The sequence below is a fragment of the Paenibacillus sp. RC67 genome, assembly GCF_030020805.1.
GTDB lineage: Bacteria > Bacillota > Bacilli > Paenibacillales > NBRC-103111 > Paenibacillus_S.
The window spans coordinates 2,445,219-2,469,321 of sequence record NZ_CP125098.1 but is presented as its reverse complement, the minus strand read 5'-3'; the positions used below and the strand labels follow the sequence as shown (position 1 = coordinate 2,469,321).

The window sequence follows — 24,103 nt, the reverse complement described above, 5'->3', positions numbered from 1 at the left end:
GTCTGGCGTTATTCTCAAGGTATGCGAAGCTATTTAATGCGTATAGGCAGAGACATTGTCGGCATCTATGGCTTCATGGAGCGCTGCATTTAAGCCGCTGGCAATGATGTTGGCAATGTCTTCAATGAACTGATCGATTTCTTTTGGAGTAACCAGCAGGTCATGCCCAAGTGGATTCAGCACTTCCTTCACCAGCTCCAACCGTTCACTTTCCTGCATGTTATCCAGCAGTCCTAATATTTTGCCCGTGTTATCGGTCTGCTTCTGAAAATGGTTATGCATCATATCGAAAGCATTGTTAACGATAGTAGAGGCAAAAACAACGGTCGGTACGCCTATGGCTATAACCGGAACGCCTAATGTCTCCAGCGTCAAGCCTTTTCGTTTATTTCCGATACCCGACCCTGGATGAATGCCAGTATCAGCTATTTGAATGGTCGTATTAACTCTTTCCAGAGAAAGGGAAGCTAAAGCGTCAATGGCAATAACCAAATCCGGTTTAGACTTCTCAACGATCCCTTGAACAATTTCTCCTGTTTCAATACCAGTGGTCCCCAGGACGCCGGGAGCTACAGCACTGACAGGACGGTAACCGGGACTTACTTGCCCAGGCATCAGCTCGAAATAATGGCGGGTAACCATTATATTTTCAACAACAATCGGTCCTAGCGCATCGGGGGTAACGTTCCAGTTGCCGAGACCGATAACCAACACTTTCGCCATTGGGCTTATGTTGAGCTTTGCCAAGAAGGCCTCGAACTCTTTTGCAATAACCATAGCGACTCGATCCTGCAAATCACTGTCCTTTTGGCGCAGCTCGGGAACTTCTATAGTAATGTAATGACCCGGCAGCTTACCAATTGCTTGAGCACCTTCATTTGAAGTAATATCGATTGTGCTGATGCGAATACCATCCTGATTTTCTACTGACCTATGTACTCCCGGAATGATTTGACCGGTTGATGAAGCCAAATCATGAGCTTCCAGTGCTAAATCCGTACGGACCGAATAATCGCTTAAATCCATTGGGCATTTCTCCTTTCAACGTAAGCATGCGTAATTAGTGTGTGACAAAGGGATTGACGCTATTCAAACAATTGTCAGACCTGCCCAATGACTCTATTGCATTTTGATATGGGTCATGTTAGAATATCTAGAGTTGTCAACAAATAGGCATCGAAATGATTTTTATGCAAGTCGTATTAGGAGGTGAACGTCAATGCCGAACATTAAATCCGCGATTAAAAGAGTAAAAGTAAGTGAAAAGCGTCGTCTTCGCAACGCATCTCACAAATCCGCTCTTCGCACTGCAGTTAAGAGCTTTGAAACTGCTGCAGCCAGCAACAATGTGGACACTGCAAAAGCAGCCTTGATTGCTGCCAGCAAAAAACTGGACAAAGCAGCAACTAAAGGTTTAATCCATAAAAATGCCGCTGCCCGCAAAAAATCCCGTTTAGCGAAAAAACTGAACGCGATTTCTGCTCAGGCTTAATACAAAAAACGACCGATTCCCCAGGGAATCGGTCGTTTTTTTATATATATTTCGGGGCACCCCCCAAAAGTACCTGAATCAGCATCGTAGCCAAGACCCCACTTTGTGGGGTTATTATATATATCCGTCGGTTAGCTTAAGCAATAAGCTTTAGAAGGAACATCTCCAGCCCCAATACTTTATCGATTTTCCCGCTCTTCATTTGGTAATCCAAATCAGACAATTGATTTAATATATTAGCGAGCTGTTTTAATTCAAATCGGTTGCTTTGACCTGAGGCAATCTTTACAGCATAAGGATGGAGTCCAAGCTGGGTGGCCATTTGCTGCTGAGAATATCCCTGCTGCTGAAGATCTTTCACCTGAAACATGATACGGAATTGCCGAGCAATAAGAGCCATGATCTTAATCGGCTCTTCCTTTCTGCGAATCAACTCTGACAGCATCGTGAATGCCTTCTCTAATTGAAGCTGAACAATATGCTCAATCAGTATAAAAATATTCTGCTCTATGGAACGCGTGACCAGTTGCTCCAGAGCATCCTCCGTAAGCATCCCCCCGCGACCCACAAACAGTGCACACTTTTCCAATTCACTTGATAATGCCTGCAAGCTGGTTCCGGTATACAGGATGAACTGTTCTGCTACTCCTGGTGCGAACGTGAATCCTGCCTTGTCAGCCTCCTGCTTCACCCAATGCGATAAATCGTCGGCAGACAGTGAAGCGCAGGAAACCAGACAATCCGCTTCCTTTAATGTCTTGACCAGCTTCTTTCTTTCATCGAGCTTGTCCGCATCAACTGTCAGCACGACAACGGAAAAATCAGTTGGCGTCTTCATGTATTGGATTAATCGTTCCGGCTTATGATCTACCTTGGCACTTTCCTTTGCACCGGTAAGAAACAGAGCATTTGTTGCAATAACCAGCTTGCGAGGCACCATAAACGGCAGCGTTTCCGCTTCTTCAATTACGGTATCAAGCGATGTTTCTGACAAGTCATATTTGTTCACCGCGAAAGGCCGTTGATCGGGTTCTACAAGACGCTCCGTCAACTTATCTATTAATGCATGTATCAAGTACGATTCAGCACCATAGCACACATAAACAGGAGCAAACTTCCCCTGCTGAATTTGTTTCAATGCGGATTTATAATCCATCTCCGATCACCCCTACTTTCTTCTTTTGACATTGTAGCAACAACAAAGGGATTACGTCAAAACCTGCAGGTTTTGGACATAATCCCTTTGCACGAAACCCCATCTATATAAACACTATGAGGAAAGCTCTAGAAACCTTCCTCGTGGTGGTCATACGACGCGCTCGTAGAGTGACGCTACACCATATTATATTACGCCGCGCCGGATTGGTGACTGGCCGCGGCGTAAACAATTTATTTTTTTAACTCCGTTTTGTCTTTTGCATTAATGACATAGGTTATAGTTCCCGATTCATTAGTTACCCGATAAGTCAACAGTTGACTCTCTGTCCATTCAACCAGTTCGATTTTATCCTTCTCCGTCCAGGTATGACTGGATGTGAATAATACCTTCTGTTGATTGTCGGTAATAACGACTTGACGCTTGTCGTTGATAGAAGCAACATAGACCTTACTCTGGGATGTTAATGTACTTGGACTGCCGGTTGAACTCACTGAGTACAGTTGGTTCAATCCCATTTCCCCTGACTTCTCTTTATTAACGTTATCACCATTCTGCTGATCTCCAGTCGCAGTTTCATTCTGATTGGCTGCAAACGAAGAAGCGCTGCCTCCAGTACTATCAGACAATGCTGAGTCTGGATTGGCAAAGGATTGGGCCGAATTCGGTGCACCCGTTTTGTTAGCCGATAATCCTCTTCCACCAGCCGTCGAATCTACAGGCGGAGGAGCCAATTCCTCATTAACAGGAGCCTCTTTCGACTTCGGCTCAGTAGACGAAGATGACGACGTATTGGAATCATTGACCGTACTACTATCCGTAGAAGGCTGCTGCACCTGTTCCTTGGAAGGTTCTGCTGTTCTCGCATCTGCACTCTTCTTCTGAGGCATATCCGTTGATGCCACTGGTTTGTTTCCATCAGCGCTAGCTTGAGCCTTACTTTCTTGTCTCTGGGCTGGAGCAGGAGCAGGCGCGGGTGCTTTCGCAGCGGAATCCGGCTGATAAGTATCCATCGCTGCCTTTTGATCGGCCGGCTGATTCGAGGTACCTCCCGCACCAGTTGGTTCAGCCGCTTTCTTGCTGCTAGCACTTGGTGCCGTATCCTGCTTCGCCATGTTCTCGGCTTTGCTTTGTGATGCTGTAGAGGACAACAACATAGACCCTGCATCCTTCATGCTGCCTTTCTGGTCCTGCTGCTCAAACACGAAAAATCCGAGTACCAAGCCGGCGGCAACAACACCACCAACTATCCGCATTGAAACAAGTCCGCGCATCTTTTTGCGCCATCCAGCTGCATGCTCGACGTGTGCCTTCGCCTCTTCAGCGATTTGTGCGTCCTTATACTTATCCGGAAAAGTAACCACAGGCGCCGCCGGATATTCTACTGCCGGGAAGCCTTCGTCTATCCTCTGAAGCTTCGGCATAATAGCATCCACCAAGCTGTAAGCCGGTGTTACCTTTGGTAATTGTTCTAGTTCTTGAGACAAAGATACCAAACGCTGGAACAGCTCCGTACATTCCGAGCAGTGCTGCAGATGTCCCAGCATTTGTTCATATTCTAATTTATCGAGATCCTGATCGAGGTATCTCTGCATGAGTTCGATCACCTCTTGACACATCATCCCGCACACTACCTTTCTGAACAATTCACAATTGATATTTACAAATACGAAGCAGAATAAATAAGACCTTGATGAAGATACGCAAACCGTTTCAGTGATTAGCCTCTGACAGCATCACTCTTGGTTTTTTTGTAATCCTGCAACAACGTTTGTAACTGCTGCCTTGCCCTGAATAAATAAGACTTCACCGTGTTGATGGGCAAATCCAAAGATTCGGCAATTTCGTTGTAGGAGAAATCCTGCAAATATCGCAGTACAACAACCGATCGATGATGTTCCGGCAGCTTATCAATTGCCTCTTTAATATCTTGGGCAATATATGCGGACATAACCTCATCTTCTACCGTCTTATTTGCAGTAAAGTTAAGCTCATGCTCGTCAATGGAAACGGTAGGCTTGGACCTTCTGAATTTGTCTATGCATAAATTAGTGACAATTCTCTGAACCCACGTTTTGAACTGAGCTTTCTCTTCATAAGAATTAATTTTGGTATAAATACGTATTAACGCTTCCTGTGCGGCATCCATAGCGTCCTGCTCATTGCCCAGAATGTAATAAGCAGTTCGATATACATGATTTTCTATTTCACGCAGTAGGGTAATTAGAGCGTCGCGATCGCCCGACTGGGCAGCCTTTATCAGTTCTGGCGCTACCACTGGGATCCCCCTCTCTTGCAACTATATAAACGAACGTTATTCATAAAATGTTGCACTCAATGAACTCTACTTAGAATATCAAATTTTGGCGTGCAGGTATACCTGAGTTTCCAGCGTAGGTAAACCGACCATGCAACATAAAAAATCCCGTACGCCTGCTTAGACGTAACGGGAACTGGATACTGAGTATCCCACGAGTAGATTCTACTGCTTGCTCAGAGGAAGATTATAAAATACCAGACCACATGATCGATCTTGGATGAACAACCGAGCGTTCGATAAATCTTGTATTCGTCGGAACCATATAAACGGCTATGAATTGCTCGACAGGATCAATATAAATTGCGCAGCGCCCCGCTCCTTCATGCGAGTAAGTTTCCGGCGATGCAAGCCCGATTTCCCTCAGCTGAACCCCTAAGCCGTATTTGATCGCGGGTTTGCGGGCGCCCCAGTGAAAGCCAGGCACATTATGTAAGTGATTTCGTGTCATTAGTTCTATTGTTTTGCGGCCAAGTATGCGTCTACCATCGCATTCTCCGTGGTTAAGCATCATTTGCCCAAGCTGCCACAAGTCGCGAAGGGTCGAATGCAGACCACCGCCGGCTCTTGGCGGACGCTTCTTATTAGATTCATCTGCCTTGTCCGTTCGAGGCAAGTCCCATTCGCTCGTGACGCATACCTGCTCATGCAGATTCTCCGGCACTTTGAAGAAGGTACTTTCCATCCCTACTGGTTCTATCAGATTACGCTCAATATACTTCTCATATTCCAGCCCGGATAGGATAGAGATTAGCTCCCCTAACACGGCAAAGCCTGAGCTTGAGTAATTCCAAGCTTTACCGGGCTCATTAAGCAGCGTTCCTGCCAGCATGGACTTGATCCAATTGTCACCTTTAGCACCCTCCCACCAACCACGTGGGTAAGGTTCCGTGAAATAACCCGAATCAGCTGCCATCCCTGAAGTATGGGTAAGCAGGTGAAAAACAGTAATTCCTTTGTGCATCGGTGTGTCAAATTCCGGAATCCAGCTCGCGATCGGTTGATCCAGCAGCAGCTTCCCTTCTTCCATTAGCTTCATAACAGCCAAGGAGGTAAACAGCTTCGTTACCGAAGCAATGCGCCGGATGGAGTCAGGTAAAAATAATTTATGTTCATCCCGAAAATCAAGCTTTCCCATAGATCGACTTGCAAACACTTTACCGTTACGTGATAATAAATAGCTGGCGCACTGCAGCTCTCCCGTCTGAACCAGTTCCATAAAATGAGCGTCAAGCTCATCCAGCTTAGGTGCGTAATAGCCCGCTTCTTCCGGAGTGGCATCGATTGTGCCGTATTGTACATCATACATAGATTCAACCATTTCTTGGCTCATTACTTCTTTAACCTCCATTAGCTCTAATCATTAATGCAAGCGCTAACAAAAGATGTCTGTTGAATATTACATTATAATCCATAAATTGTCTATGTAAAAATCAATTATAATTTTACAGCTTTTTTCCACAAATATTATTGTTAGGTTCACCAATGACCCATGTCGTAATTTGTTGTAAAATGGTGAGCAAATAGAATCGAAGCTTGTTTTACTTATGAGAGGGGATTATCGCCATGTCACTAGGAAGCGCAGACCGCATTTATTGGATTGACACGATGAGCCGAATCGCTCAACCCGTACTTCATCATTTAAATCATCGTCAGTTAAAAGCGAAAATGCCTATTGAACGCAAAATGGACGATCGGCATATGTACACTTACTTGGAAGCGCTAGGACGCTTATTGACCGGGATGGCTCCTTGGCTTGAACACGGCAGTCGTGAAGGCGAGGAAGGTCGACTGCGGGAACGATATGCCGAGCAGGCAAGAGGCGCTATTGAAGCGGCAACGGATCCCTCATCTCCTGATTTTATGAATTTCTCAGAAGGCTATCAGCCGATTGTGGACGCCGCATTCTTATCGCATGCTCTTGTACGGGCACCGGAAGAACTGTGGAACAAGCTTGGAGACCAAGTTAAGCAAAATGTCATCGAGGCATTAAAATCAACTCGCACCCGCAAGCCTTACTATAACAACTGGCTGTTATTCTCCGCTATGATTGAAACAGCACTGTACCGTGCAGGCGCCGATTGGGACAGAATGCGCGTCGATTATGCTCTTAGACAGCATGAGCTGTGGTATAAAGGGGACGGCATCTATGGGGACGGCCCGGATTTCCACGCTGATTATTACAATAGCTTCGTGATACAGCCTATGCTCGTAGACATCATCAGTACACTCAAAGGAGAAGATCCGACTTGGGCGGATATGGAGGAAAATGTCATCCGCCGTGCGCGCCGCTATGCGGTTCAGCAGGAAAGATCCATTTCTCCTGAAGGAACGTTTCCTGCCGTCGGACGCTCATTGGCGTATCGGTTCGGAGCCTTCCAACTGCTCAGTCAGATGGCTCTCCAGCATCAATTGGATGCAAGCCTTGAGCCAGCTCAAGTACGCTGCGCATTAACAGCCGTTATGAAACGTGTGATCAACGCGCCGGGGACTTTTGATGAGGATGGATGGCTTACTATTGGCTTCTGCGGTCATCAGCCAGAAATCGGAGAAACTTATATTTCTACAGGAAGCCTCTACTTATGCTCTGCCGTATTTCTTCCTCTCGGTTTGCCTGCCAATGACCCGTTCTGGCAAGGCGAGGCGGACTGGACTAATAAGAAAGCTTGGAACGCTCAAAGCTTCCCTATCGACAAAGCGCTATATTAACACTCAACTGAGTTGTCATATTCTTGCTCCAACAAATTACAAAAAAAGCAGCAACCTGTTTAAACAGGTGCTGCTTTTTTAACGTTTAGTATATGCTCACGATACTCTCAATCGGGTCGTTTAAGCTTTTCCTTCAGCTGGAGCTGCTATCTTTCGTTCCGACACCATGACACCGAGCAAGATAACTCCAATACCAACCCACTGCAGAACATAAGTGGATTCATGAAGCAGCAACGCGGAACAAATAATTACGACGGGAAGTTCCACAGAGCCCAATACAGCGGCTAACCCTGTTTCAATAAATGGCGCTCCCTTGGCATACAGGAATGGTGGGAGAATCATGCCAAATACGCTTAATAAAATTCCCCACTTCCATAAGCCTTGGCCAAGCGAACCGTTCCATAGAAACTGCGGTGGCATCAAGATCAACACGATCACTGCAGCCCCTGTAATCATCCACGTGCTGCGGAACAGCGCGGGTAAATGAGTGGCTACTCTTCCACTGAAGAAGATGAACATCGTGTAGCAGCAGGCAGCCAGTAAGCCGAGTCCAATGCCGCTTGCGCTTGGTCGGTCCATCGTACCCGACAAAATACCGGAGGCCATGATCGTACCTATGAGTGTCAGTACCATAGCTATCCACTGAAAAAATGTGGGCACTCTTCTTGCCACAATCCAATCGAGCAGCATCCCCATCCATGTAAATTGGAACAGGAGCAATACCGCGAACGATGCATCCAACACTTGAAGCGATTGGTAGTAAAAATAACCAGTTAGTCCTGTAAACGTACCGCCCGCAATAAGCTTCAGAATGATGCTGCGTGATATTCCTTTCATTTGACGAAGCTTCGGTAAGCTTAAGAGCCACAGCACAATTAAGCCAAACAGCACTTGGCTGCCCGTAATTTCCGATGCCGTAAAGCCGCTTTCGTAACCCAGCTTAACGAAAGTTGACAACACGCCATAAGAGGCGGCGCCCAACAAGACGAACCAAATGGCCTTCCAACGGTTCTGAGATGTCATGTCTTTTCCTTCTTTATGATTTCCCTCACCCACCCGTGAAGTCTGTTAAAGACTCACACAATCTAACACTATAAGCGAAGCGGCAGAAATATTCAAGCGGTCGTTTATGTTTTTCCCTCTCACAGATAATGGAATCAACTAATTCGAACTAAAATCGAAACTAATTGGAATACCATTCGTATAATATGTAATTTTCATCGGAAGCCTAGCATTGTAAGCTCATTGATTCACTATGGAAAGGACTAATCTATATGGACTTTGGTTTATACGTTACTCTGTCCCTGATTGTGCCTATTTTAGTCTTATTAGGAATCATAAGCGCCAAAATCATTTCCGGCAAAGGTATCCCAAGCAATGACTTTACTCCATTCGATAACATAACCGGACAAACCCCCATTGAGATTCATGAGGAGAAACAAGAGAAAGAAGAACGGGACGACCAAGGGGATGATAAAGACAAACATTTCTCTCGAAAAATAAAGTACACTCGTGGAAGGTAATCCTTCCTCCTGGTGTACTTTTAACTGACCTTCGCTTATTGGGAATGTATAAATGACATGATTTTCTCCAAAATAGAATCCAGTGTCTCTACTGTATCCACAGTCAATTCATCCTGAATCGATTGGATACTTAAATTACCGTAATAAGCCTTTAACTCAGTAAAATCCGTAATAAGCTGATTCGGTAAAGGGTTCTGCTTTCTTTGATTAAAGCGTTCAGCCCATACGGTCTCATCGCTGCATACGCATAAAACGCTTGAAAGCATATACCCCTGACTGTTCAGAAAGGATTTGAACCTAATCATTTCATCCTCTCGGTTAAAAGGAAAGTCCAGTATCCATCGGCCTTCTACATTTTTGTTGGTTTCGAGAAATTGAAATAATATCCCATAGCATATTTTATTTCTTTGTTCATGGTCTTTTAGGTATGCTGCCGTTGCATCATAAAAATCATCTTTGCGGATTACTGGAAGATTAAGCCGGGAACTAAGTTGATTAGAAATGGTAGTCTTGCCGACACCAGGGCGCCCCCTTAATAAAATAATCTCAGGCAATAAGATCCTCTCCCACCATAAACAAATTCTTCACCTATTTGGAGCTGGAAGGTGTAATGACAGATAACTGTCCTTGCTTCAGGGATTGACCTCCGGTGTCCTTTGAATCTGTTTTAACCACTTGGACATATACATGATTTTCAAAATAACCCGTTGTTTTGGCGGTTTGAAGCAGCTTCTCAGGCCAAGTGCCGGCCCATGCATAGCCATTGCGTCTCTCTTCCTCAATTTCCGATAATTGATGTTTGATGATCCCATCACGTCCCGAAAATATCGGTTGATTCGTACCAATCTCATAGAAACGGTACCAGGTCGAGCTTTTGGCTTCAGAGACGAAATACACGTTATTGGGGTCCCGCGGTACATACTTGATTCCTTTAAGGCGTGCCTCCTCAAACCAATTCAATGCGCCTTCAATTGCCCTCTTCACCTCATCCGAAGGCTTCGGCAGTGACATCAGGTACTGAACAATAGCAACTGATTCGGATCCCGAGATCGATGGGAACTCATAAGCACGAGCTGGTCTTGGTTCATAGGTGACAGGATCATGCTGCGCACACCAGGCCGTTCTTTTACCGTTGACGATGATTTGCGACTTTAGAATATAATCAACGCCGCGATCAAGAGCATATTGAACGGCTTGACGCCTGTCATCATCGACCAAATCCGTGTCGAACGGGTATTTCTTCTTCGCTGCCAATGTTAGTACATTCATGACTCTCATCATAGCATTGTCGTTGAACGTTGCATAATCGGAATAATTGCCTCTAGCAGGATAGACCTGCGGCCAACCGCCGCTTGAATACTGCATTTTCAATAAGAAATCGACCGCTTTCAACGCCGATTCCTTGTATTTCTTGTCCCCCGTATCCTTGTACACCATAGCCATAAACAGCAGTTCATTCGTAGTACCATCGTTATCGATCGTTCCGATATCTTGACCGTCCTTGGTGCGCCATTCGGAGCGGAGAGCTTTGCCGTCCCAAGGCTTCTTATATTCGTTGGCCATATTTTTTAAACCAGCCGCCGTTATCCATTTGCCAAGTGATCAAATGATTCGCCTGTTCTATATTTTGTTCCTTGCTGCCAGTATAATAATCGGCTGTAAAGTATGGGGCTTTACCAGGCACGATGATTTCCTCTTTGGGAAACGTGGCGTCCTCGTTCAGCTTCTGCTCCAGTTCAAGGACAGCAACCGTTTGATGGTTCTTATTTTCACTTGTCGTTACTTTGCTGACTGGCAAACCGGCACTTAGCAGCGGCTCGAGACCATACCAAGCACCCTGCGCTTTTTTGATAGCTAGGTCACCTGCGTTGAAGGAACTCATTTTCCCGGTAAAAGTGACCTCCACTGTGCTTGGATTTGTCAGCACGGAGCTGATTACCTGCAATTCTGAAGGAGCGCTGCTTGAGACTAGGGTTGGTGTCGGACTGGTTTCTAGAATGAGATTACGATCTTTTGAAAAGACAAATAACACAGTGGCAATACCGATAAACAGGATGGAGCCTGTTGCGATGACAAGTTTACGTTTCCCAGTTAGATTCATGCTTCTATTCCTTTTCTATTGATTTGACTAGATCCCCCAATGACCTCTTTGTTCGCTCGGATGCAAAATCTTTCAAACTTATTGTAATCAAAACATTTTCCATTTTCTATGCAATCCCATGCTTTATTAAATCAAATATTTGCTATTTTTGTTTTCTTTTAGTTTGTAACTTGCCATTTCTTAGTAATTTATGACACAATCAATAACAGAATGGATTGTATTTCAAGCGGGAGGGGGCACTTCCATGAGAATAAATAGAGAGCTTAATCTAAAAGCGAATCCGTTTCAATTCGACTATTTAAAAACCGAACCTAAAGTGGACACCTTTCATTCCCATGAAGGAATGGAATTTCTATTTGTATATGACGGGTATGGAACAGCTATCGTGAACGGGCATCTGTATGATATCAAGCCGGGTATCCTGTTATACTTTCAGCCCTTTCAGCTTCATCGTATTCAATTCGCTAAGGAAGAAGCGCCCCGATACAGACGATCAGTGCTTACATTCGAGCCCGCTGTCATGGACACCTATTTGAAATCGCTACCCAGCCTCCGTTCTTTTTTACATTCCGTTTGGAAGGAACAGTTGGAGGCTCCTTATATCGATTTAACTCCGATAGCAGATCATATCAGCGGAATGCTAGCGCTGTTTCACCAGAGACTAGCATCGCTCCCCTCGGAACATAGGGTAGAAGAATATGCTGGATTCATGATTGGTTTTATCCAATGTATCCGGCCTTATTGGTTGAAAGCCTACACGGTCGACCTGGGTACTAGACAACCCAGGATTCCGCACCATGCGGAATTGATCATGCAATGGATCGAGGAGCATTTTCAAGAAGAATTTCGGCTGGAAAAATTGGCGAGCGATATCCATCTATCGGAAAATCATATCTCCTCCTTATTTCGCAGAGCTACCGGAAGCACAATTTCACAATATTTAACTGCCCGGCGGATTAAAGAGGCTTGCCATCTTTTGCGGTCAACCGATTTGCCTCTTCAGGAAATCTCTTTACGTATCGGCTTTAGCAGCACATCCTATCTATGTCAGCTATTTAAAAAACAAAAGCAGCTGTCGCCGTTTAAGTTTCGCGAGCTTCATGCCAATTAGATAATCAGGAAAACCAGAAAAGAGCTCTCGCTTTTATCCAACGGACGCAAGAGCTCTTTTCATTTTATTTACTATGCCCTAGGAGACTAGCCTAGCTACACTTATTTCTTTTTGCTGTCCAGGAGCTTGTTGACCTTCTCGTCGGCTTCTCGCAATGCTGTATTGAGATCCTTGGTATCGTTAAAATACTCCTCAAAGCTGCCCCAGACTGAACCTCTCGAATCATTCTCGTACGGGGAGAAATAAGGGGCTGGGGCTGGTGTATCCTTAATCACGGATTGCAAATTCTTCCCCTTTAGAAAAGGCATATCCGCTCCCAATTCTTTCTTAAGCTCAGGGTTCTTGAGCGGACTCGGCTTAGCCGCTGTCCGAACGCTCAACCGCTGTACCTCCTCCGAGGTAATCACATCCAACGCCTGCATAGCCTGATCCTTGTACTTAGTCGATTTGGTAATGGCAATCAGATGAGCTTCTGCATAACGATATACGTTAGGATTTTCCTTGTACACCGGGAATGTTACGACATCCCAATTCAAGCCGTTTTTCTCCGCGCTCTCCAATGAAGATAAAATGTTCGCTGTGGTAAGCATAGCCACGTTCTTATCCTCCATAAACCACTTGCCTCCATTAAAAGTCATCATTTTGGGAGGCGTATTGTTCGGGAGGGACCATACTCTTTTGGCCGTTTCGAATAGCTTTTTCCATCCCTCATTGTTGACTGACGCTTTATTCGCTTTTCCATCCACCATCGTTAAGGAAAGTTGGGTACTCATCCTTCCCAATTGGTCACTGTCCAAGCCTCGATAGGTGACCCCGTTATCCAAACGACTCATTTTCTTGCCGAGCTCAATAGCCTCATCCCAGGTCATCCCGTCTTTCGGATAAGGAACACCAAATTTATCGAACAGCTCTTTATTGTAGTAAGTTGCATTAAAATTCAGTGAAAAAGGCAGCGCGTACAACTCCGATTTTTCCGCTAATTTGGTGATCGACTCCAGCACGACCGGCTCGAAGCGCCCAAGATCCACATTGTTCTTTTTGGCAAGAGGAGTCATGTCCTCCAGCAAATCCATTTGCTTGAATTTCCCAAGATCTCCATTCCACGTATAAATCAAATCAGGGATTTTACCTGCGGTAACCAAATCTTCAATTTTGGTCCCTTGACCGGGAATCAGCGGCTCAATGGTGATATGAGGATATTTCTTCTTGACTGGATCTACGATCAAATTTTTGACGTCTTTGTCTGCAATTCCCGTTGCTATGTACAAGGTTAAAGTCACTGGAGACGTATCAACTATGACCTTTGGTGCCGAAGTAGGACCCCCTTTGCTTTCTGTTCCTATTGTTCCACCCGTACTGCTGCTGCACCCAGAAATGAATATTAGTAGCGAAGCAGCAGTGATGAATCTGTTTCTCTGTTTCATAGAAACCCTCCCATTGTATGAATTTCAGCTACCTCAGTCAATATAACTGAAAGCGCTTGCCTACTTCTTATCATAGCAATATTACGGAGGTTCAGATTTAGTGCAATTATGATAATATTTAGCTGCTTTATGAAATTGGTTAATCTGCTTCAGCAACCCTGGCACGCATTCGGATCACTCCATCCCGTATCGTCATTTGAATCTCCCCTTGGTTATCTGTTCGTAAAATATGAACATTCCTTTCTTCCAGCCTGCTCATCACCGTCGGATGGGGATGCCCGTATACATTGTTCTGTCCTACGGAAATCACCGCATATTTCGGCTGCCATTCATCCAGCCAAGCGGCTGTGGTGGACGTTTTACTGCCATGATGTGCAATCTTCAGAACATCAATCTGTCCTGAAGGCAGCAGCAGTTGCTGCTGACCGATCACTGCAGCGCCTGGGGAAGCATCCGCAGTGCTAGAGCCATGGATCATACGGAGAACAGCTGCTTCCGATGCTTGTTCCATATCACCTGTAAACAACCACCTTGTGTCCTGCATTTCCATCAAAAAGACAACCGATTCCGCATTCTGTTCCTTTTCAAGCCTGATTCCTGTCTCACCTTGTTTAGTAGGGAGCGGAAAAAGAAACCGAAGCCGGGTGTCTTTATCAATCTGCAATACATCTCCGGCATAAACTTTAACCAGCTTAACGCCATAATATAGTGCCGTTTGAAACAGCTCCTCCGCACCGGATGTCGGTTTAGCAGTACCGTTAAATATGAGCTGCTTCACTGGAATTTGCTCCAAAACCGCTTGAAGCCCTCCAATATGGTCTGCATCCTGATGCGTTACTATCAAATAATCGATATGTTGTATTCCACGCTGCTTCAACAAAGGCACAAGCAGCTTGCGCCCTACCTCATACGGATCGGATCGCTGCTTCCATTCTTCCCCCTGCTTCCGAAAGGTGACCGTACCTCCCCCATCGACTAATATGACGCTGCGACTCAACGGAGAACGGATGAATATACTATCTCCTTGCCCGACATCCATGAAATTCACCTGCCCCTCCTGACTCCAACGCGCTGGCTGATAGGCGAAAAGCAGCAGTATAATGAGACATAAAGATGCCGCAGGAAATAGCGATACTTTGAAAGTTGACCGTACCTTTGGGCCTAATGGTCCAGCCGGTTTGCTCTTAGATGATAATCCAGTAAGCATGGGGCCTGGAATTTCATTAGCCTGAAGTGCTGTGTCCCCTCTCTTTCTGTTTAGCAGCCCCCAAATAAGCAAGCTCCAAGCCGCATAATATCCGATGATCCACACAAGGCCAGGAGTCGGCCAAATCGTCTGAAACAGATGCCATTTGCTGACTGCAGACACGAGCATAAAGATCCACTCATTCACTTTGGCAACAAGCCAGGCTAGAGCTTGACCGACCGGTTTGAATGCGAAGCTTATGAGAAGAGCAGCGGTTCCCGCAGGCATAGTGAACATGCTGAATACGGGAACCAACGCAAAGTTAGCTGCCAAGGAAAGCAATGAAAATTGATTGAAATAATAAATCGATACAGGAAACGAAATACACTGGGCGACTATCGTAATGGACAGCGCATCTCTCCAGGAGCGCGAGCGAATCGGCATTAATCTATTGGCATAAGGAACGCCAAGAATGAGTCCAATCGTCACCAGGAAAGAGAGCTGGAAGCTGACGTCAAGCAGATAGTAAGGCTCCCACAGCAGCATGACACAACCGACGATCAAGACCGTATGGAGCCCATCCTTTAAAGTATGACGGTATGCCGCGTACAACCCTATCATGGCCATTAACCCTGCCCGGATGATGGAAGGAGAAGCTCCCGTTACAGCAATGTAAATGGGCATCATAATCATCGCTGTAATTAAATACGTTTCCCGAGTGAATCCCAATCTGCGCATGATCCACAATAAACAAGCTAAGAAAACCGCTACGTTCAAGCCTGATATGGCGATAATATGCGTTAAACCAAGCTGTGAAAATTGCTGAAACTGCTGCGGGTCAATGTCGTCGGTCAATCCGATCAGCATTCCTTTCATAAACCCCGCCTGCTCCTTCGGAAACAACCGATCTACCCCATCACCAAGCATAGAGCGAAATTGATCGTTCCAGCGAAACACATGCCCCCAAGCCCACGATTCAGGGGGAGTATTGTTAATACTAGAGGCACCTTTTACTGTGAGCTGCCAATGAATATGCTGAAATCGCAAATAATGACGGTAATCAAAGCCCCCAAAGTTGCGAGATTCTCCTGGTAATTGCAGAACTCCCTGCAGATTCATACGATCACCACGCTGCCAGGTCATAGCTTCCAGCTGCTCTTGTTTGGAAAGCAGTCTAACCGAAACTATAATGCGTTCCCCCTCATAATCATCCGATTGGACAATAAATGCCGCCTTGTCTCCGTCTACCTCTACTTGGTTTACGATAATACCTTCCACATGAAAACTGGCTGCTTCCGTACTATCTGCAGTAATTGCGCTTTGATTGCGACGATCGTAATCTTCGTAATACCCTGCAGCAATAAATACAACTAACAGCATGCACACCGCTTTGGACCAAGGCCCACGAATCATCCACAGCACAATAACAGCTATGCCTCCAAAAAGACTTGTATATAGGGAAAGCCACGGAAATTCCGCCGTATAGGCCAATATATAGCCGAACGTCCAGAGCAAAGTAAAGAGAACAACAGGCCGATTCACTTCTCTCCTCCTTTCTTATGAGCACAGTTATACCAACCATGATTTAAGCAACAAAAAAAGAACCTCCTTCGATAAACGAAAGAGGTTCTTCCTCATACATTCATTCCATTAATGCTGAACTTCTGTCATGGTTCCTGATGGAGGCTCATAGGTTTCCAGATGGCGAAACGTAATGCCTTTTTGCGCCATCAATGCTTTTACCTTGTCACTATCCTTTGGATAGGGCCGATGGTATACAATTTCACTGATACCACTGTTAGCCAACATATTGGCGCAAGTCCAACATGGCTGATCGGTAACGTAAACGACAGAACGCTCCCGGTCCTTCGGGTCCGTAAATAAAAGCAAGTTTTGCTCGGCATGAATCGTACGAATGCAGCGCTGTTTTTTGACAACCTGCTCCGTACCTCCCTGCTCTACCATTTCATACTCTTCAACCAGCATGCAGCCGGCCTCCGAGCAGTCTGGAACTCCCATAGGAGCTCCGTTATATGCGGCACCTAGCAGCTTCTTCCCTTGCACAAGTACCGCTCCAACATGCCTGCGGCTGCATTGGGATCGAGTCGATGCCATGTACGCCATATCCAAGAAGTAAGTATCCCAATCTTTGCGAGTCGTCGTCATGTTCTTAATGCTCCGTTTAGTTCTGACTTGCTTGGATCGCCTGATCCAAGTCATAAATAATATCTTCAATGGATTCGGTTCCGATAGATAAACGAATCATCCCTGGGGTCACGCCGGCAGCAATTTGCTCCTGCTCGGACAATTGCTGATGCGTCGTGCTTGCAGGGTGGATAATCAAGGATTTGGAATCGCCAACATTAGCAAGATGCGAGAACAGCTTGATATTATTGATGACCTTGCGTCCTGCATCAATACCGCCTTTAATACCAAAGGTCATGATAGCGCCTTGGCCTTTAGGCATGTACTTTTGTGCGAGCTCATAAGAAGGATGGCTAGGCAAGCCTGCATAGCTAACCCACTCAACCGCTTCATTTTGCTCAAGGAATTGAGCTACTTTCAATGCATTGGAGCTGTGACGCTCCATACGCAAATGCAGTGTCTCCAAGCCTTGCAGAAGCTGGAAGGAGTTGAACGGAGAGATCGCCGCGCCCATGTCTCTCAACAGTTGAACGCGAGCTTTAATAATATAAGCAATCGGTCCTACCGCATCGGTATAGACCACGCCATGATAGCTTGGATCTGGCTCAGTCAAGCCTGGGAACTTGTCGTTCGCTTTCCAGTCGAACTTCCCTCCGTCAACGATAATACCGCCGATGGAAGTTCCGTGACCACCAATAAATTTGGTTGCCGAGTGAACAACGATATCAGCTCCATGTTCGATCGGACGCAGAAGGTACGGGCTTGGGAAAGTATTATCCACAATAAGAGGAATACCGTTTTCATGAGCGATTGCCGCTACAGCCTCAATATCAAGAATATCTCCCTTAGGGTTACCAACAGTTTCCGCGTACAAAGCTTTTGTTTTCGGTGTAATTGCATTGCGGAAGTTCTCCGGATTAGAAGGATCAACAAATTTAACGTTGATGCCTAGCTTAGCCAATGTTGTTGAGAATAAATTGTATGTACCGCCGTACAAGCTTGCAGCGGAAACAATCTCATCTCCGGAGCCTGCGATATTCAAAATGGAATAAGTAATCGCAGCTTGTCCTGAAGCCGTAGCAAGAGCAGCTGGAGCTCCCTCCAACGCCGCAACCCTTTTCTCAAAAACATCCGTCGTCGGATTCATCAGTCGGGTATAAATGTTGCCAAATTCCTTCAGAGCAAACAAATTGGCTGCGTGATCTGTATCGCGGAAGCCATAGGATGTTGTTTGGTACAAAGGTACCGCGCGTGACAAGGTTGCCGGGTCAATCTCCTGACCAGCATGTACTGCCAGCGTTTCAAAACCAAGCTTACGTTCATTAGACATTCGTAAAATCCTCCCCAAATAATTATGAATGATGTCTCTCTCTACTATTTTCTCATATATTGTAATAAAACAAAAGCAGGATTCGTAGGACTATGGATCTACCGTAATATACGGCTTCATTTTAGCCAAAAGCTTGTCTCCGATCCCTTTTACATCCTTCAATTGATCAACCGACTTAAAGCGGCCACCCAGCTTCTCCCGATAGGCGACTATTGCCTTAGCCTTGCTCTCACCGATACCCGGCAGCGTATCAAGCTCCTTTTCCGTAGCTTTATTTATGTTCAGCCTGCTATCTTTAGATGATGCTGCAGTGCTGCTGGATACGGGCACAGGGGTCGATTCCGTCGTCGCTGTAGAGATAGTCGGCTGCTCAGTGCTCTGACTGCTTTCTTTATTGGTGGCAGCGGTCGATGCAGCTTGTGAATTTTGCTCGAGCGGTGTGGGCTTGGAACCCGCTTCCTTACTATCCGGGCTGTTCTTAGTTGTCGTTTGTGTTTTAGTATCATTTCGTCCTGCCGCTCCATTCTGCGCCACCCGCTGCTCCGATTGCTCTATAAGCAAACGCTGCATATCATCGTTGGCCAACCGCCACTCGGCCGTTTCCCGAGCCGCTTCCTTCCATGCCGTATATCCGAACCATCCTCCCAAGGCAACCGTCAGCGACACTACAAGAAGCACAGTGCCGGATTTCGTTTTATTCACAAAGGATAAAGCCAATTTAGTTCCCTCCTTCAGTTTCTGATTAATAAGCAAGCTATAGATCTTTACTTTTAAATAGCAATCGTCTCAACAACTCCGACAATCATATTTATTAACTAAGATGCATAAGGATTAAGAAGGCTGCACTTTTCAGGGGGGATGGTCATGAAAGTAGGATTCATAGGCACAGGCAGCATGGGCAGCATACTGATAGAAGCATTTATACAGTCCGGGGCTTTGAATCCGGATCAAATGGTAGCCACCAACCGGACCATTAGCAAAGTGGAACAGCTGGCTGCGGCCTATCCGGGTCTCCAGGTAGCCCATTCGAATATAGAAGTCGTACAGGATTGCTCGCTTATTTTTTTGTGCGTAAAGCCTTCCGATTATAAAATCGTAATTACAGAAATCAAGGACGTGGCCGAACCTGAGAAATTGCTAGTTTCGATTACTAGTCCTGTTCAAATACGTTTATTGGAGGAGCAGCTTCGTTGCAAAATCGCGAAAATCATACCGAGCATTACCAATTATGTGTTCAGCGGCGCTACCTTATGTATATTCGGCAGTCGATTAGAGATTGAGGATACGGAACTACTGGAAAATCTTCTGTCTCACATTAGCGCGCCCATACGGGTGTCAGAAAATCATACTCGCATTTCTTCTGATCTATCCAGCTGCGGCCCTGCTTTCCTCGCCTATTTCGTTCAAAAGTTCATTCAGGCTTCTGTAGAGGAAACCGGTATTTCAGAGGAAGAGGCCACTCAATTGGCTAGCGAAATGACGCTCGGTACAGGCAAGCTGCTTACAACAGGCGGCTTTACTCCTGCTTCTCTGCAAAAAAGAGTATCCGTTCCAGGAGGTATTACCGCGGAAGGTCTCCGTATAATGGAAAAAGAGCTGCACGGGATGTTTAATAACCTCATCCGTACAACTCATTCTAAATATGAAGAAGATTTGGAAAAGGTGGAAGCCCTGTTTCATGAATCGAAGGACGATTAGAACGTGATGCTTTCACGCTTTTCCAATATGAACCGCCTGCCGAGGCAGCGCGGTTATTTGTTTACCCTACTACTATATTGACCAGCTTGCCTTTTACCGCAATGACTTTCTTAATGGATTTACCATTCATCGCCTCTTGTACCTTGCTCATGCCCAAAGCCAATTCTTGAAGCTCAGCTTCATTAGCATCTTTGGATACAAGAGTACGATCGACGATTTTACCATTAACTTGAACAACGATTTCAACTTCATTGTCAACAGTCCAAGCTTCATCGTACGTAGGCCACGAAGCATAGGATACCGTATCAGTATGACCCAGCTTCTCCCACAGCTCTTCTGCCAAATGTGGAGCAATTGGAGACAGCAGCTGAACAAAATGCTCCATTGCTTGCTTAGGCAAGGTATCTGTTTTGTAAGCTTCATTGACGAAAATCATCAACTGGCTGATTGCCGTATTGAAGCGAAGCGCGTCCAGGTCTTCCGTAATTTTCTTAATGGTACGGTGCCAGGTCCGTTTGAATGTATCGCTTCCCAACGTCTCATCGGCACTAATCTTAGCACTAAGCTGACCGTTTTCTCCGATAAACAAACGCCAGATCCGATTCAAGAAACGATAGGTTCCTTCTACTCCGTTTACATTCCACGGCTTCGTCGCTTCCAGTGGCCCCATGAACATTTCGTACATCCGAAGTGTGTCTGCACCGAATTCATTAACAATAACGTCCGGATTAATGACATTACCGCGGGATTTACTCATTTTCTCGTTATTTTCACCCAAGATCATGCCTTGGTTGACCAGTTTATAGAATGGCTCTTTCGTCGACACAACGCCTAAATCGTAAAGGACTTTATGCCAGAAACGCGCATACAGCAAGTGAAGCACCGCGTGCTCCGCTCCACCGATATACAGATCGACTGGCAGCCATTTTTGTTGAAGGTCTTGAGAGCACAATTCTTTGTCATTCTTCGGATCAATAAAGCGCAAGTAGTACCAGCAGCTTCCTGCCCATTGCGGCATTGTGTTCGTCTCGCGACGCGCTTTCATGCCGGTCTCCGGATCCACGGTTTCTACCCACTCTGTTACATTAGCCAACGGGGATTCGCCAGTGCCTGACGGTGCGATTTGATCCACATCCGGCAGCAGCAATGGCAGCTGATCTACAGGAACAGTTTTCATAGTGCCATCTTCCAGATGAAGGATAGGAATCGGCTCTCCCCAATAACGCTGACGGCTGAACAGCCAATCGCGCAGACGGTAGGTCACTTTGCCCTGCCCTTTGCCGTTAGCCTCAAGCCATTCGATCATAGAAGCGATAGCCTGCTCATTATTCAAGCCGTTCAACTGCTCGGAATTGACATGCTCTCCATCGCCTGCATAGGCTTCCTTCTCCACATCTCCGCCTTTAACAACTTCGATGATCGGAAGGTCAAATTGCTTTGCAAACTCCCAGTCGCGTTGATCGTGACCTGGTACAGCCATAATAGCTCCGGTACCGTATCCGGCAAGCACATAATCGGCAATCCAGATCGGCGTTTTGCTGCCATTAACCGGATTAATCGCATACGCACCTGTGAATACGCCTGTTTTATCCTTAGCCAGGTCGGTACGTTCCAGATCGCTCTTGCGAGCTGCTTTTTCCTGATATTCCTTCACAGCAGTCGCTTGTTCGGAAGTTGTGATCTTATCCACCAACTCATGCTCAGGAGCCATTACACAGTAAGTAGCACCGAACAAAGTGTCAGGACGGGTTGTAAATACTTTCAAGTTAGCATTTGCTTGGCCTTCGATTTCGAAAACCACTTCCGCGCCCTTCGATTTTCCGATCCAGTTGCGCTGCATATCCTTGATCGATTCAGACCAATCCAGCTCCTCCAGATCTTCCAACAAACGTTCAGCGTACTCGGTAATTTTCAAAACCCATTGACGCATTGGTTTACGGATAACCGGATGATTACCGCGTTCACTTAAGCCGTCAATAACTTCTTCATTAGCTAATACTGTACCCAGTGCCGGACACCAGTTCACAGGCACCTCGTCAACATAAGCAAGTCCCTTGTTGTACAATTGGATAAAAATCCATTGCGTCCATTTATAGTAATCCGGGTCTGTCGTACTGATTTCCCGGTCCCAATCATAGGAGAAGCCCAGTGATTTAATTTGACGGCGGAAATTGTTAATGTTCTTGATCGTAATATCCCTTGGATGCTCCCCCGTATCCAATGCGTGCTGCTCAGCTGGCAAACCGAATGCATCCCATCCCATTGGGTGAAGTACATTGTAGCCACGCATCCGTTTGTAGCGAGATACGATATCCGTTGCCGTGTAGCCTTCCGGATGACCTACGTGAAGACCTGCGCCAGATGGATATGGGAACATATCCAAAGCGTAAAATTTAGGCAAGCTATCGTCGTTCAGCACTTTGAACGTTTTATTGTTTTCCCAATATGTTTGCCATTTCGGCTCGATGACCAGCGGGTTATAGCCCTGCTGTTCTTTTACTTCCTGTGTCATTCGATTGTGCCCCCTTCGAAAGTTCAACTTCTCAATATAAAAGCCCCTCATCGCTAGCGCAACGCTAGGGACGAGAGGCATAATTCCCGTGGTACCACCCTAGTTAACACAGGCATTCTTTGCCTTGTGCTCACTCTTCCCCTTAACGCGGGGGCGACGATCCGGCTAAGTTCTACCGCTGACAGAGCGGTTATGCTCCTGTCTACAGCATACTTGAACTTCACCTTCTGGCTCCAAGACGAGTTCACTCTTCTCCTATGTCAGCTCTCACCAGCCGCTGACTCTCTGAAAATAGGGTGTGGAGTTACTACTTCTTATCCCAGCCGTTAACAGCATATAAAGCGATTATATGTAAAAAACGGCAGCTGTGTCAAGTGTGCGTGCCTTATCCTGTCATCAAATCATTGGAATGTCCATGATTATTCGTCACCGAAGCTGGGAAAACTAGGTTTCATAGAGTTCTCAACTTATGCAAGAGGTGATAAATATGACAGGTCTCATCAATGGCATTGCTCTTTCCCTTCCACTATGGGGCATCATTTTAAGTGTAATCCATTTCCTTCTCCAGTAGTCATTGCAGTGACTTATTTTCGTGCAACAAAGAACGCCCGCTGCGTCGTATCCGTAACGGATTTCCACATAAAGTCCGCATAGCAGTCCACTTCATGGAAGCCCGCAGCCATTACCTGCTGTTTTATCCAAGTCAATGGATAAGCGCGTTGTATATGGACCTCATCGACTCTTTGAAACCGTTCCGCTGCATCGTATACGTTGTCCCGGCCATTCTCCCGCACAAAGATGGTTAATGCGTGTTCGATTTCGCAGCGTTCTGCATCCAGCTCGCTAGTCCAGATGTAAGCAATGTCATCCTCATTCAAAAAAAACGGCTGCTCCTCAGCGTACGACTCCAGCTGATACGGAGTATGTACATCAAATACGAACACGCCCCCATCTTTTAAAGCAGCGTAAGCCTGACCTAGTGCTTCGACAACCTCTTCCTCTTCAAGAAGATAATTCATGCAATCGCAAAGTGAGATGACGGCATCAACCGGTTGAAGCAAGCTCCAATCCCGCAGATCCTGCTGAAGCCACGTGATGGCCCCTTTACCTGAAAAAGCTTGAGCGCGTTCAGCTTCATGGGCTTTTTGTTGAGCTACCGCCAACATATCCTCTGATAAATCGATTCCGTATACCTCGTAGCCCTGCTGTGCCAATGGAATCGCAATATTCCCGGTACCGCAGCCCAGATCAGCTATCGTTCTCGGCCGGCCATATTTATCCCAGCATTGACTCAAAAAATCAAGCCATTCCGCATAGGGCATCTCTTCCATCAAACGATCGTAATGATATGCGAACAACTCATATGCCACGAAATTCGACCTCCAGTCTTGATGTAGCC

At 46.0% G+C, this 24,103-nt stretch carries 21 protein-coding genes and 1 other annotated feature; of the genes, 5 read left to right on the top strand and 16 right to left on the bottom strand.

What is annotated here, in order from left to right; translation table 11 throughout:
- Positions 1–33: 33 nt before the first annotated feature.
- A complete protein-coding gene (gene gpr, locus QMA13_RS11135; protein WP_282941435.1) occupies positions 34–1,026 on the bottom strand; it encodes a GPR endopeptidase in 993 nt (330 codons plus the stop codon).
- Positions 1,027–1,219: 193 nt separating this feature from the next.
- Here gpr and rpsT point away from each other — a divergent pair, with 193 nt between their 5' ends.
- The gene (gene rpsT / locus QMA13_RS11130; protein WP_028549191.1) at positions 1,220–1,492 is read left to right on the top strand and encodes a 30S ribosomal protein S20; all 273 of its coding nucleotides are present in this window, start codon (positions 1,220–1,222) and stop codon (positions 1,490–1,492) included.
- A gap of 136 nt (positions 1,493–1,628) precedes the next feature.
- On the opposite strand, the gene holA is transcribed toward rpsT, so the two are convergent.
- The 4 genes from holA to QMA13_RS11110 all read right to left on the bottom strand — a co-directional run bounded on the left by holA (position 1,629) and on the right by QMA13_RS11110 (position 6,298).
- Positions 1,629–2,648 carry a DNA polymerase III subunit delta gene (gene holA, locus QMA13_RS11125; protein ID WP_282941434.1) on the bottom strand — a complete coding sequence of 340 codons (1,020 nt, stop codon included), beginning with the start codon at positions 2,646–2,648 and terminating at the stop codon, positions 1,629–1,631.
- A gap of 233 nt (positions 2,649–2,881) precedes the next feature.
- Complete coding sequence (locus QMA13_RS11120) at positions 2,882–4,267, bottom strand: zf-HC2 domain-containing protein (RefSeq protein ID WP_282943372.1); 1,386 nt, start codon at positions 4,265–4,267, stop codon at positions 2,882–2,884.
- 101 nt (positions 4,268–4,368) lie between these two features.
- Positions 4,369–4,926: an RNA polymerase sigma factor gene (locus tag QMA13_RS11115; protein ID WP_282941433.1), complete on the bottom strand. Its 558-nt coding sequence runs from the start codon at positions 4,924–4,926 to the stop codon at positions 4,369–4,371.
- Between the two features lie 226 nt (positions 4,927–5,152).
- The gene (locus QMA13_RS11110) at positions 5,153–6,298 is read right to left on the bottom strand and encodes a serine hydrolase domain-containing protein (RefSeq protein WP_282941432.1); all 1,146 of its coding nucleotides are present in this window, start codon (positions 6,296–6,298) and stop codon (positions 5,153–5,155) included.
- 233 nt (positions 6,299–6,531) lie between these two features.
- Here QMA13_RS11110 and QMA13_RS11105 point away from each other — a divergent pair, with 233 nt between their 5' ends.
- Complete coding sequence (locus QMA13_RS11105) at positions 6,532–7,674, top strand: DUF2264 domain-containing protein (protein WP_282941431.1); 1,143 nt, start codon at positions 6,532–6,534, stop codon at positions 7,672–7,674.
- A gap of 120 nt (positions 7,675–7,794) precedes the next feature.
- Here the strand turns inward: QMA13_RS11105 and QMA13_RS11100 are convergent, their stop codons facing one another.
- The gene (locus QMA13_RS11100) at positions 7,795–8,697 is read right to left on the bottom strand and encodes an EamA family transporter (protein WP_282941430.1); all 903 of its coding nucleotides are present in this window, start codon (positions 8,695–8,697) and stop codon (positions 7,795–7,797) included.
- Positions 8,698–8,948: 251 nt separating this feature from the next.
- Between QMA13_RS11100 and QMA13_RS11095 the strand changes: the two genes are divergently transcribed.
- Positions 8,949–9,197 carry a DUF3951 domain-containing protein gene (locus tag QMA13_RS11095; protein WP_282941429.1) on the top strand — a complete coding sequence of 83 codons (249 nt, stop codon included), beginning with the start codon at positions 8,949–8,951 and terminating at the stop codon, positions 9,195–9,197.
- 35 nt (positions 9,198–9,232) lie between these two features.
- On the opposite strand, the gene QMA13_RS11090 is transcribed toward QMA13_RS11095, so the two are convergent.
- Genes QMA13_RS11090 through QMA13_RS11080 form a run of 3 tightly spaced genes read right to left on the bottom strand, consistent with a single transcriptional unit; the run spans position 9,233 to position 11,298 of the window.
- Entirely contained in the window at positions 9,233–9,751 is a 519-nt protein-coding gene (locus tag QMA13_RS11090) for a P-loop nucleotide/nucleoside kinase family protein (RefSeq protein WP_282941428.1), read from the bottom strand.
- A 34-nt stretch (positions 9,752–9,785) separates the two neighbouring features.
- Positions 9,786–10,760 carry a pectate lyase gene (gene pelA, locus QMA13_RS11085; protein ID WP_282941427.1) on the bottom strand — a complete coding sequence of 325 codons (975 nt, stop codon included), beginning with the start codon at positions 10,758–10,760 and terminating at the stop codon, positions 9,786–9,788.
- A complete protein-coding gene (locus QMA13_RS11080; RefSeq protein ID WP_282941426.1) occupies positions 10,744–11,298 on the bottom strand; it encodes a hypothetical protein in 555 nt (184 codons plus the stop codon). The genes pelA and QMA13_RS11080 overlap by 17 nt, the downstream gene beginning before the upstream one ends.
- Positions 11,299–11,542: 244 nt before the next feature.
- Between QMA13_RS11080 and QMA13_RS11075 the strand changes: the two genes are divergently transcribed.
- Positions 11,543–12,409, top strand: a complete 867-nt coding sequence (locus tag QMA13_RS11075; RefSeq protein WP_282941425.1) for an AraC family transcriptional regulator — start codon at positions 11,543–11,545, stop codon at positions 12,407–12,409.
- Positions 12,410–12,510: 101 nt separating this feature from the next.
- On the opposite strand, the gene QMA13_RS11070 is transcribed toward QMA13_RS11075, so the two are convergent.
- From QMA13_RS11070 to QMA13_RS11050, 5 genes are all read right to left on the bottom strand, one after another.
- Positions 12,511–13,833, bottom strand: a complete 1,323-nt coding sequence (locus QMA13_RS11070; protein ID WP_282941424.1) for an ABC transporter substrate-binding protein — start codon at positions 13,831–13,833, stop codon at positions 12,511–12,513.
- Between the two features lie 139 nt (positions 13,834–13,972).
- Positions 13,973–16,561 (bottom strand): DNA internalization-related competence protein ComEC/Rec2, encoded by a 2,589-nt coding sequence (locus QMA13_RS11065; protein ID WP_282941423.1) that lies wholly within the window; start codon positions 16,559–16,561, stop codon positions 13,973–13,975.
- 108 nt (positions 16,562–16,669) lie between these two features.
- Positions 16,670–17,185, bottom strand: coding sequence for a deoxycytidylate deaminase (locus QMA13_RS11060; protein WP_282941422.1), 516 nt, complete (start codon positions 17,183–17,185; stop codon positions 16,670–16,672).
- 16 nt (positions 17,186–17,201) lie between these two features.
- A complete protein-coding gene (locus QMA13_RS11055) occupies positions 17,202–18,494 on the bottom strand; it encodes a homocysteine synthase (protein WP_282941421.1) in 1,293 nt (430 codons plus the stop codon).
- Positions 18,495–18,584: 90 nt separating this feature from the next.
- Positions 18,585–19,211, bottom strand: coding sequence for a ComEA family DNA-binding protein (locus QMA13_RS11050; RefSeq protein ID WP_282941420.1), 627 nt, complete (start codon positions 19,209–19,211; stop codon positions 18,585–18,587).
- Between the two features lie 147 nt (positions 19,212–19,358).
- On the opposite strand from QMA13_RS11050, the gene comER reads away from it, so the two are divergent.
- Positions 19,359–20,192, top strand: coding sequence for a late competence protein ComER (gene comER / locus QMA13_RS11045; RefSeq protein ID WP_282941419.1), 834 nt, complete (start codon positions 19,359–19,361; stop codon positions 20,190–20,192).
- A 61-nt stretch (positions 20,193–20,253) separates the two neighbouring features.
- Here comER and leuS read toward each other — a convergent pair whose 3' ends face one another.
- Complete coding sequence (leuS, locus tag QMA13_RS11040; protein WP_282941418.1) at positions 20,254–22,704, bottom strand: leucine--tRNA ligase; 2,451 nt, start codon at positions 22,702–22,704, stop codon at positions 20,254–20,256.
- Positions 22,705–22,767: 63 nt separating this feature from the next.
- Positions 22,768–23,034, bottom strand: a binding site (T-box leader).
- A gap of 254 nt (positions 23,035–23,288) precedes the next feature.
- A complete protein-coding gene (locus QMA13_RS11035; RefSeq protein ID WP_282941417.1) occupies positions 23,289–24,074 on the bottom strand; it encodes a class I SAM-dependent DNA methyltransferase in 786 nt (261 codons plus the stop codon).
- Between the last annotated feature and the right edge of the window lie 29 nt (positions 24,075–24,103).

Excerpts from the sequence above, each read along its gene's own strand:
- QMA13_RS11070 (WP_282941424.1), bottom strand. The coding sequence starts at position 13,833 with ATGAAACAGAGAAACAGATTCATCACTGCTGCTTCGCTACTAATATTC.
- holA (WP_282941434.1), bottom strand. The coding sequence starts at position 2,648 with ATGGATTATAAATCCGCATTGAAACAAATTCAGCAGGGGAAGTTTGCT.
- QMA13_RS11100 (WP_282941430.1), bottom strand. The coding sequence starts at position 8,697 with ATGACATCTCAGAACCGTTGGAAGGCCATTTGGTTCGTCTTGTTGGGC.
- leuS (WP_282941418.1), bottom strand. The coding sequence starts at position 22,704 with ATGACACAGGAAGTAAAAGAACAGCAGGGCTATAACCCGCTGGTCATC.
- QMA13_RS11105 (WP_282941431.1), top strand. The coding sequence starts at position 6,532 with ATGTCACTAGGAAGCGCAGACCGCATTTATTGGATTGACACGATGAGC.
- QMA13_RS11055 (WP_282941421.1), bottom strand. The coding sequence starts at position 18,494 with ATGTCTAATGAACGTAAGCTTGGTTTTGAAACGCTGGCAGTACATGCT.
- QMA13_RS11120 (WP_282943372.1), bottom strand. The coding sequence starts at position 4,267 with ATGTGTCAAGAGGTGATCGAACTCATGCAGAGATACCTCGATCAGGAT.
- gpr (WP_282941435.1), bottom strand. The coding sequence starts at position 1,026 with ATGGATTTAAGCGATTATTCGGTCCGTACGGATTTAGCACTGGAAGCT.
- pelA (WP_282941427.1), bottom strand. The coding sequence starts at position 10,760 with ATGGCCAACGAATATAAGAAGCCTTGGGACGGCAAAGCTCTCCGCTCC.
- QMA13_RS11060 (WP_282941422.1), bottom strand. The coding sequence starts at position 17,185 with ATGACGACGACTCGCAAAGATTGGGATACTTACTTCTTGGATATGGCG.
- comER (WP_282941419.1), top strand. The coding sequence starts at position 19,359 with ATGAAAGTAGGATTCATAGGCACAGGCAGCATGGGCAGCATACTGATA.
- QMA13_RS11080 (WP_282941426.1), bottom strand. The coding sequence starts at position 11,298 with ATGAATCTAACTGGGAAACGTAAACTTGTCATCGCAACAGGCTCCATC.
- QMA13_RS11110 (WP_282941432.1), bottom strand. The coding sequence starts at position 6,298 with ATGAGCCAAGAAATGGTTGAATCTATGTATGATGTACAATACGGCACA.
- rpsT (WP_028549191.1), top strand. The coding sequence starts at position 1,220 with ATGCCGAACATTAAATCCGCGATTAAAAGAGTAAAAGTAAGTGAAAAG.
- QMA13_RS11075 (WP_282941425.1), top strand. The coding sequence starts at position 11,543 with ATGAGAATAAATAGAGAGCTTAATCTAAAAGCGAATCCGTTTCAATTC.
- QMA13_RS11095 (WP_282941429.1), top strand. The coding sequence starts at position 8,949 with ATGGACTTTGGTTTATACGTTACTCTGTCCCTGATTGTGCCTATTTTA.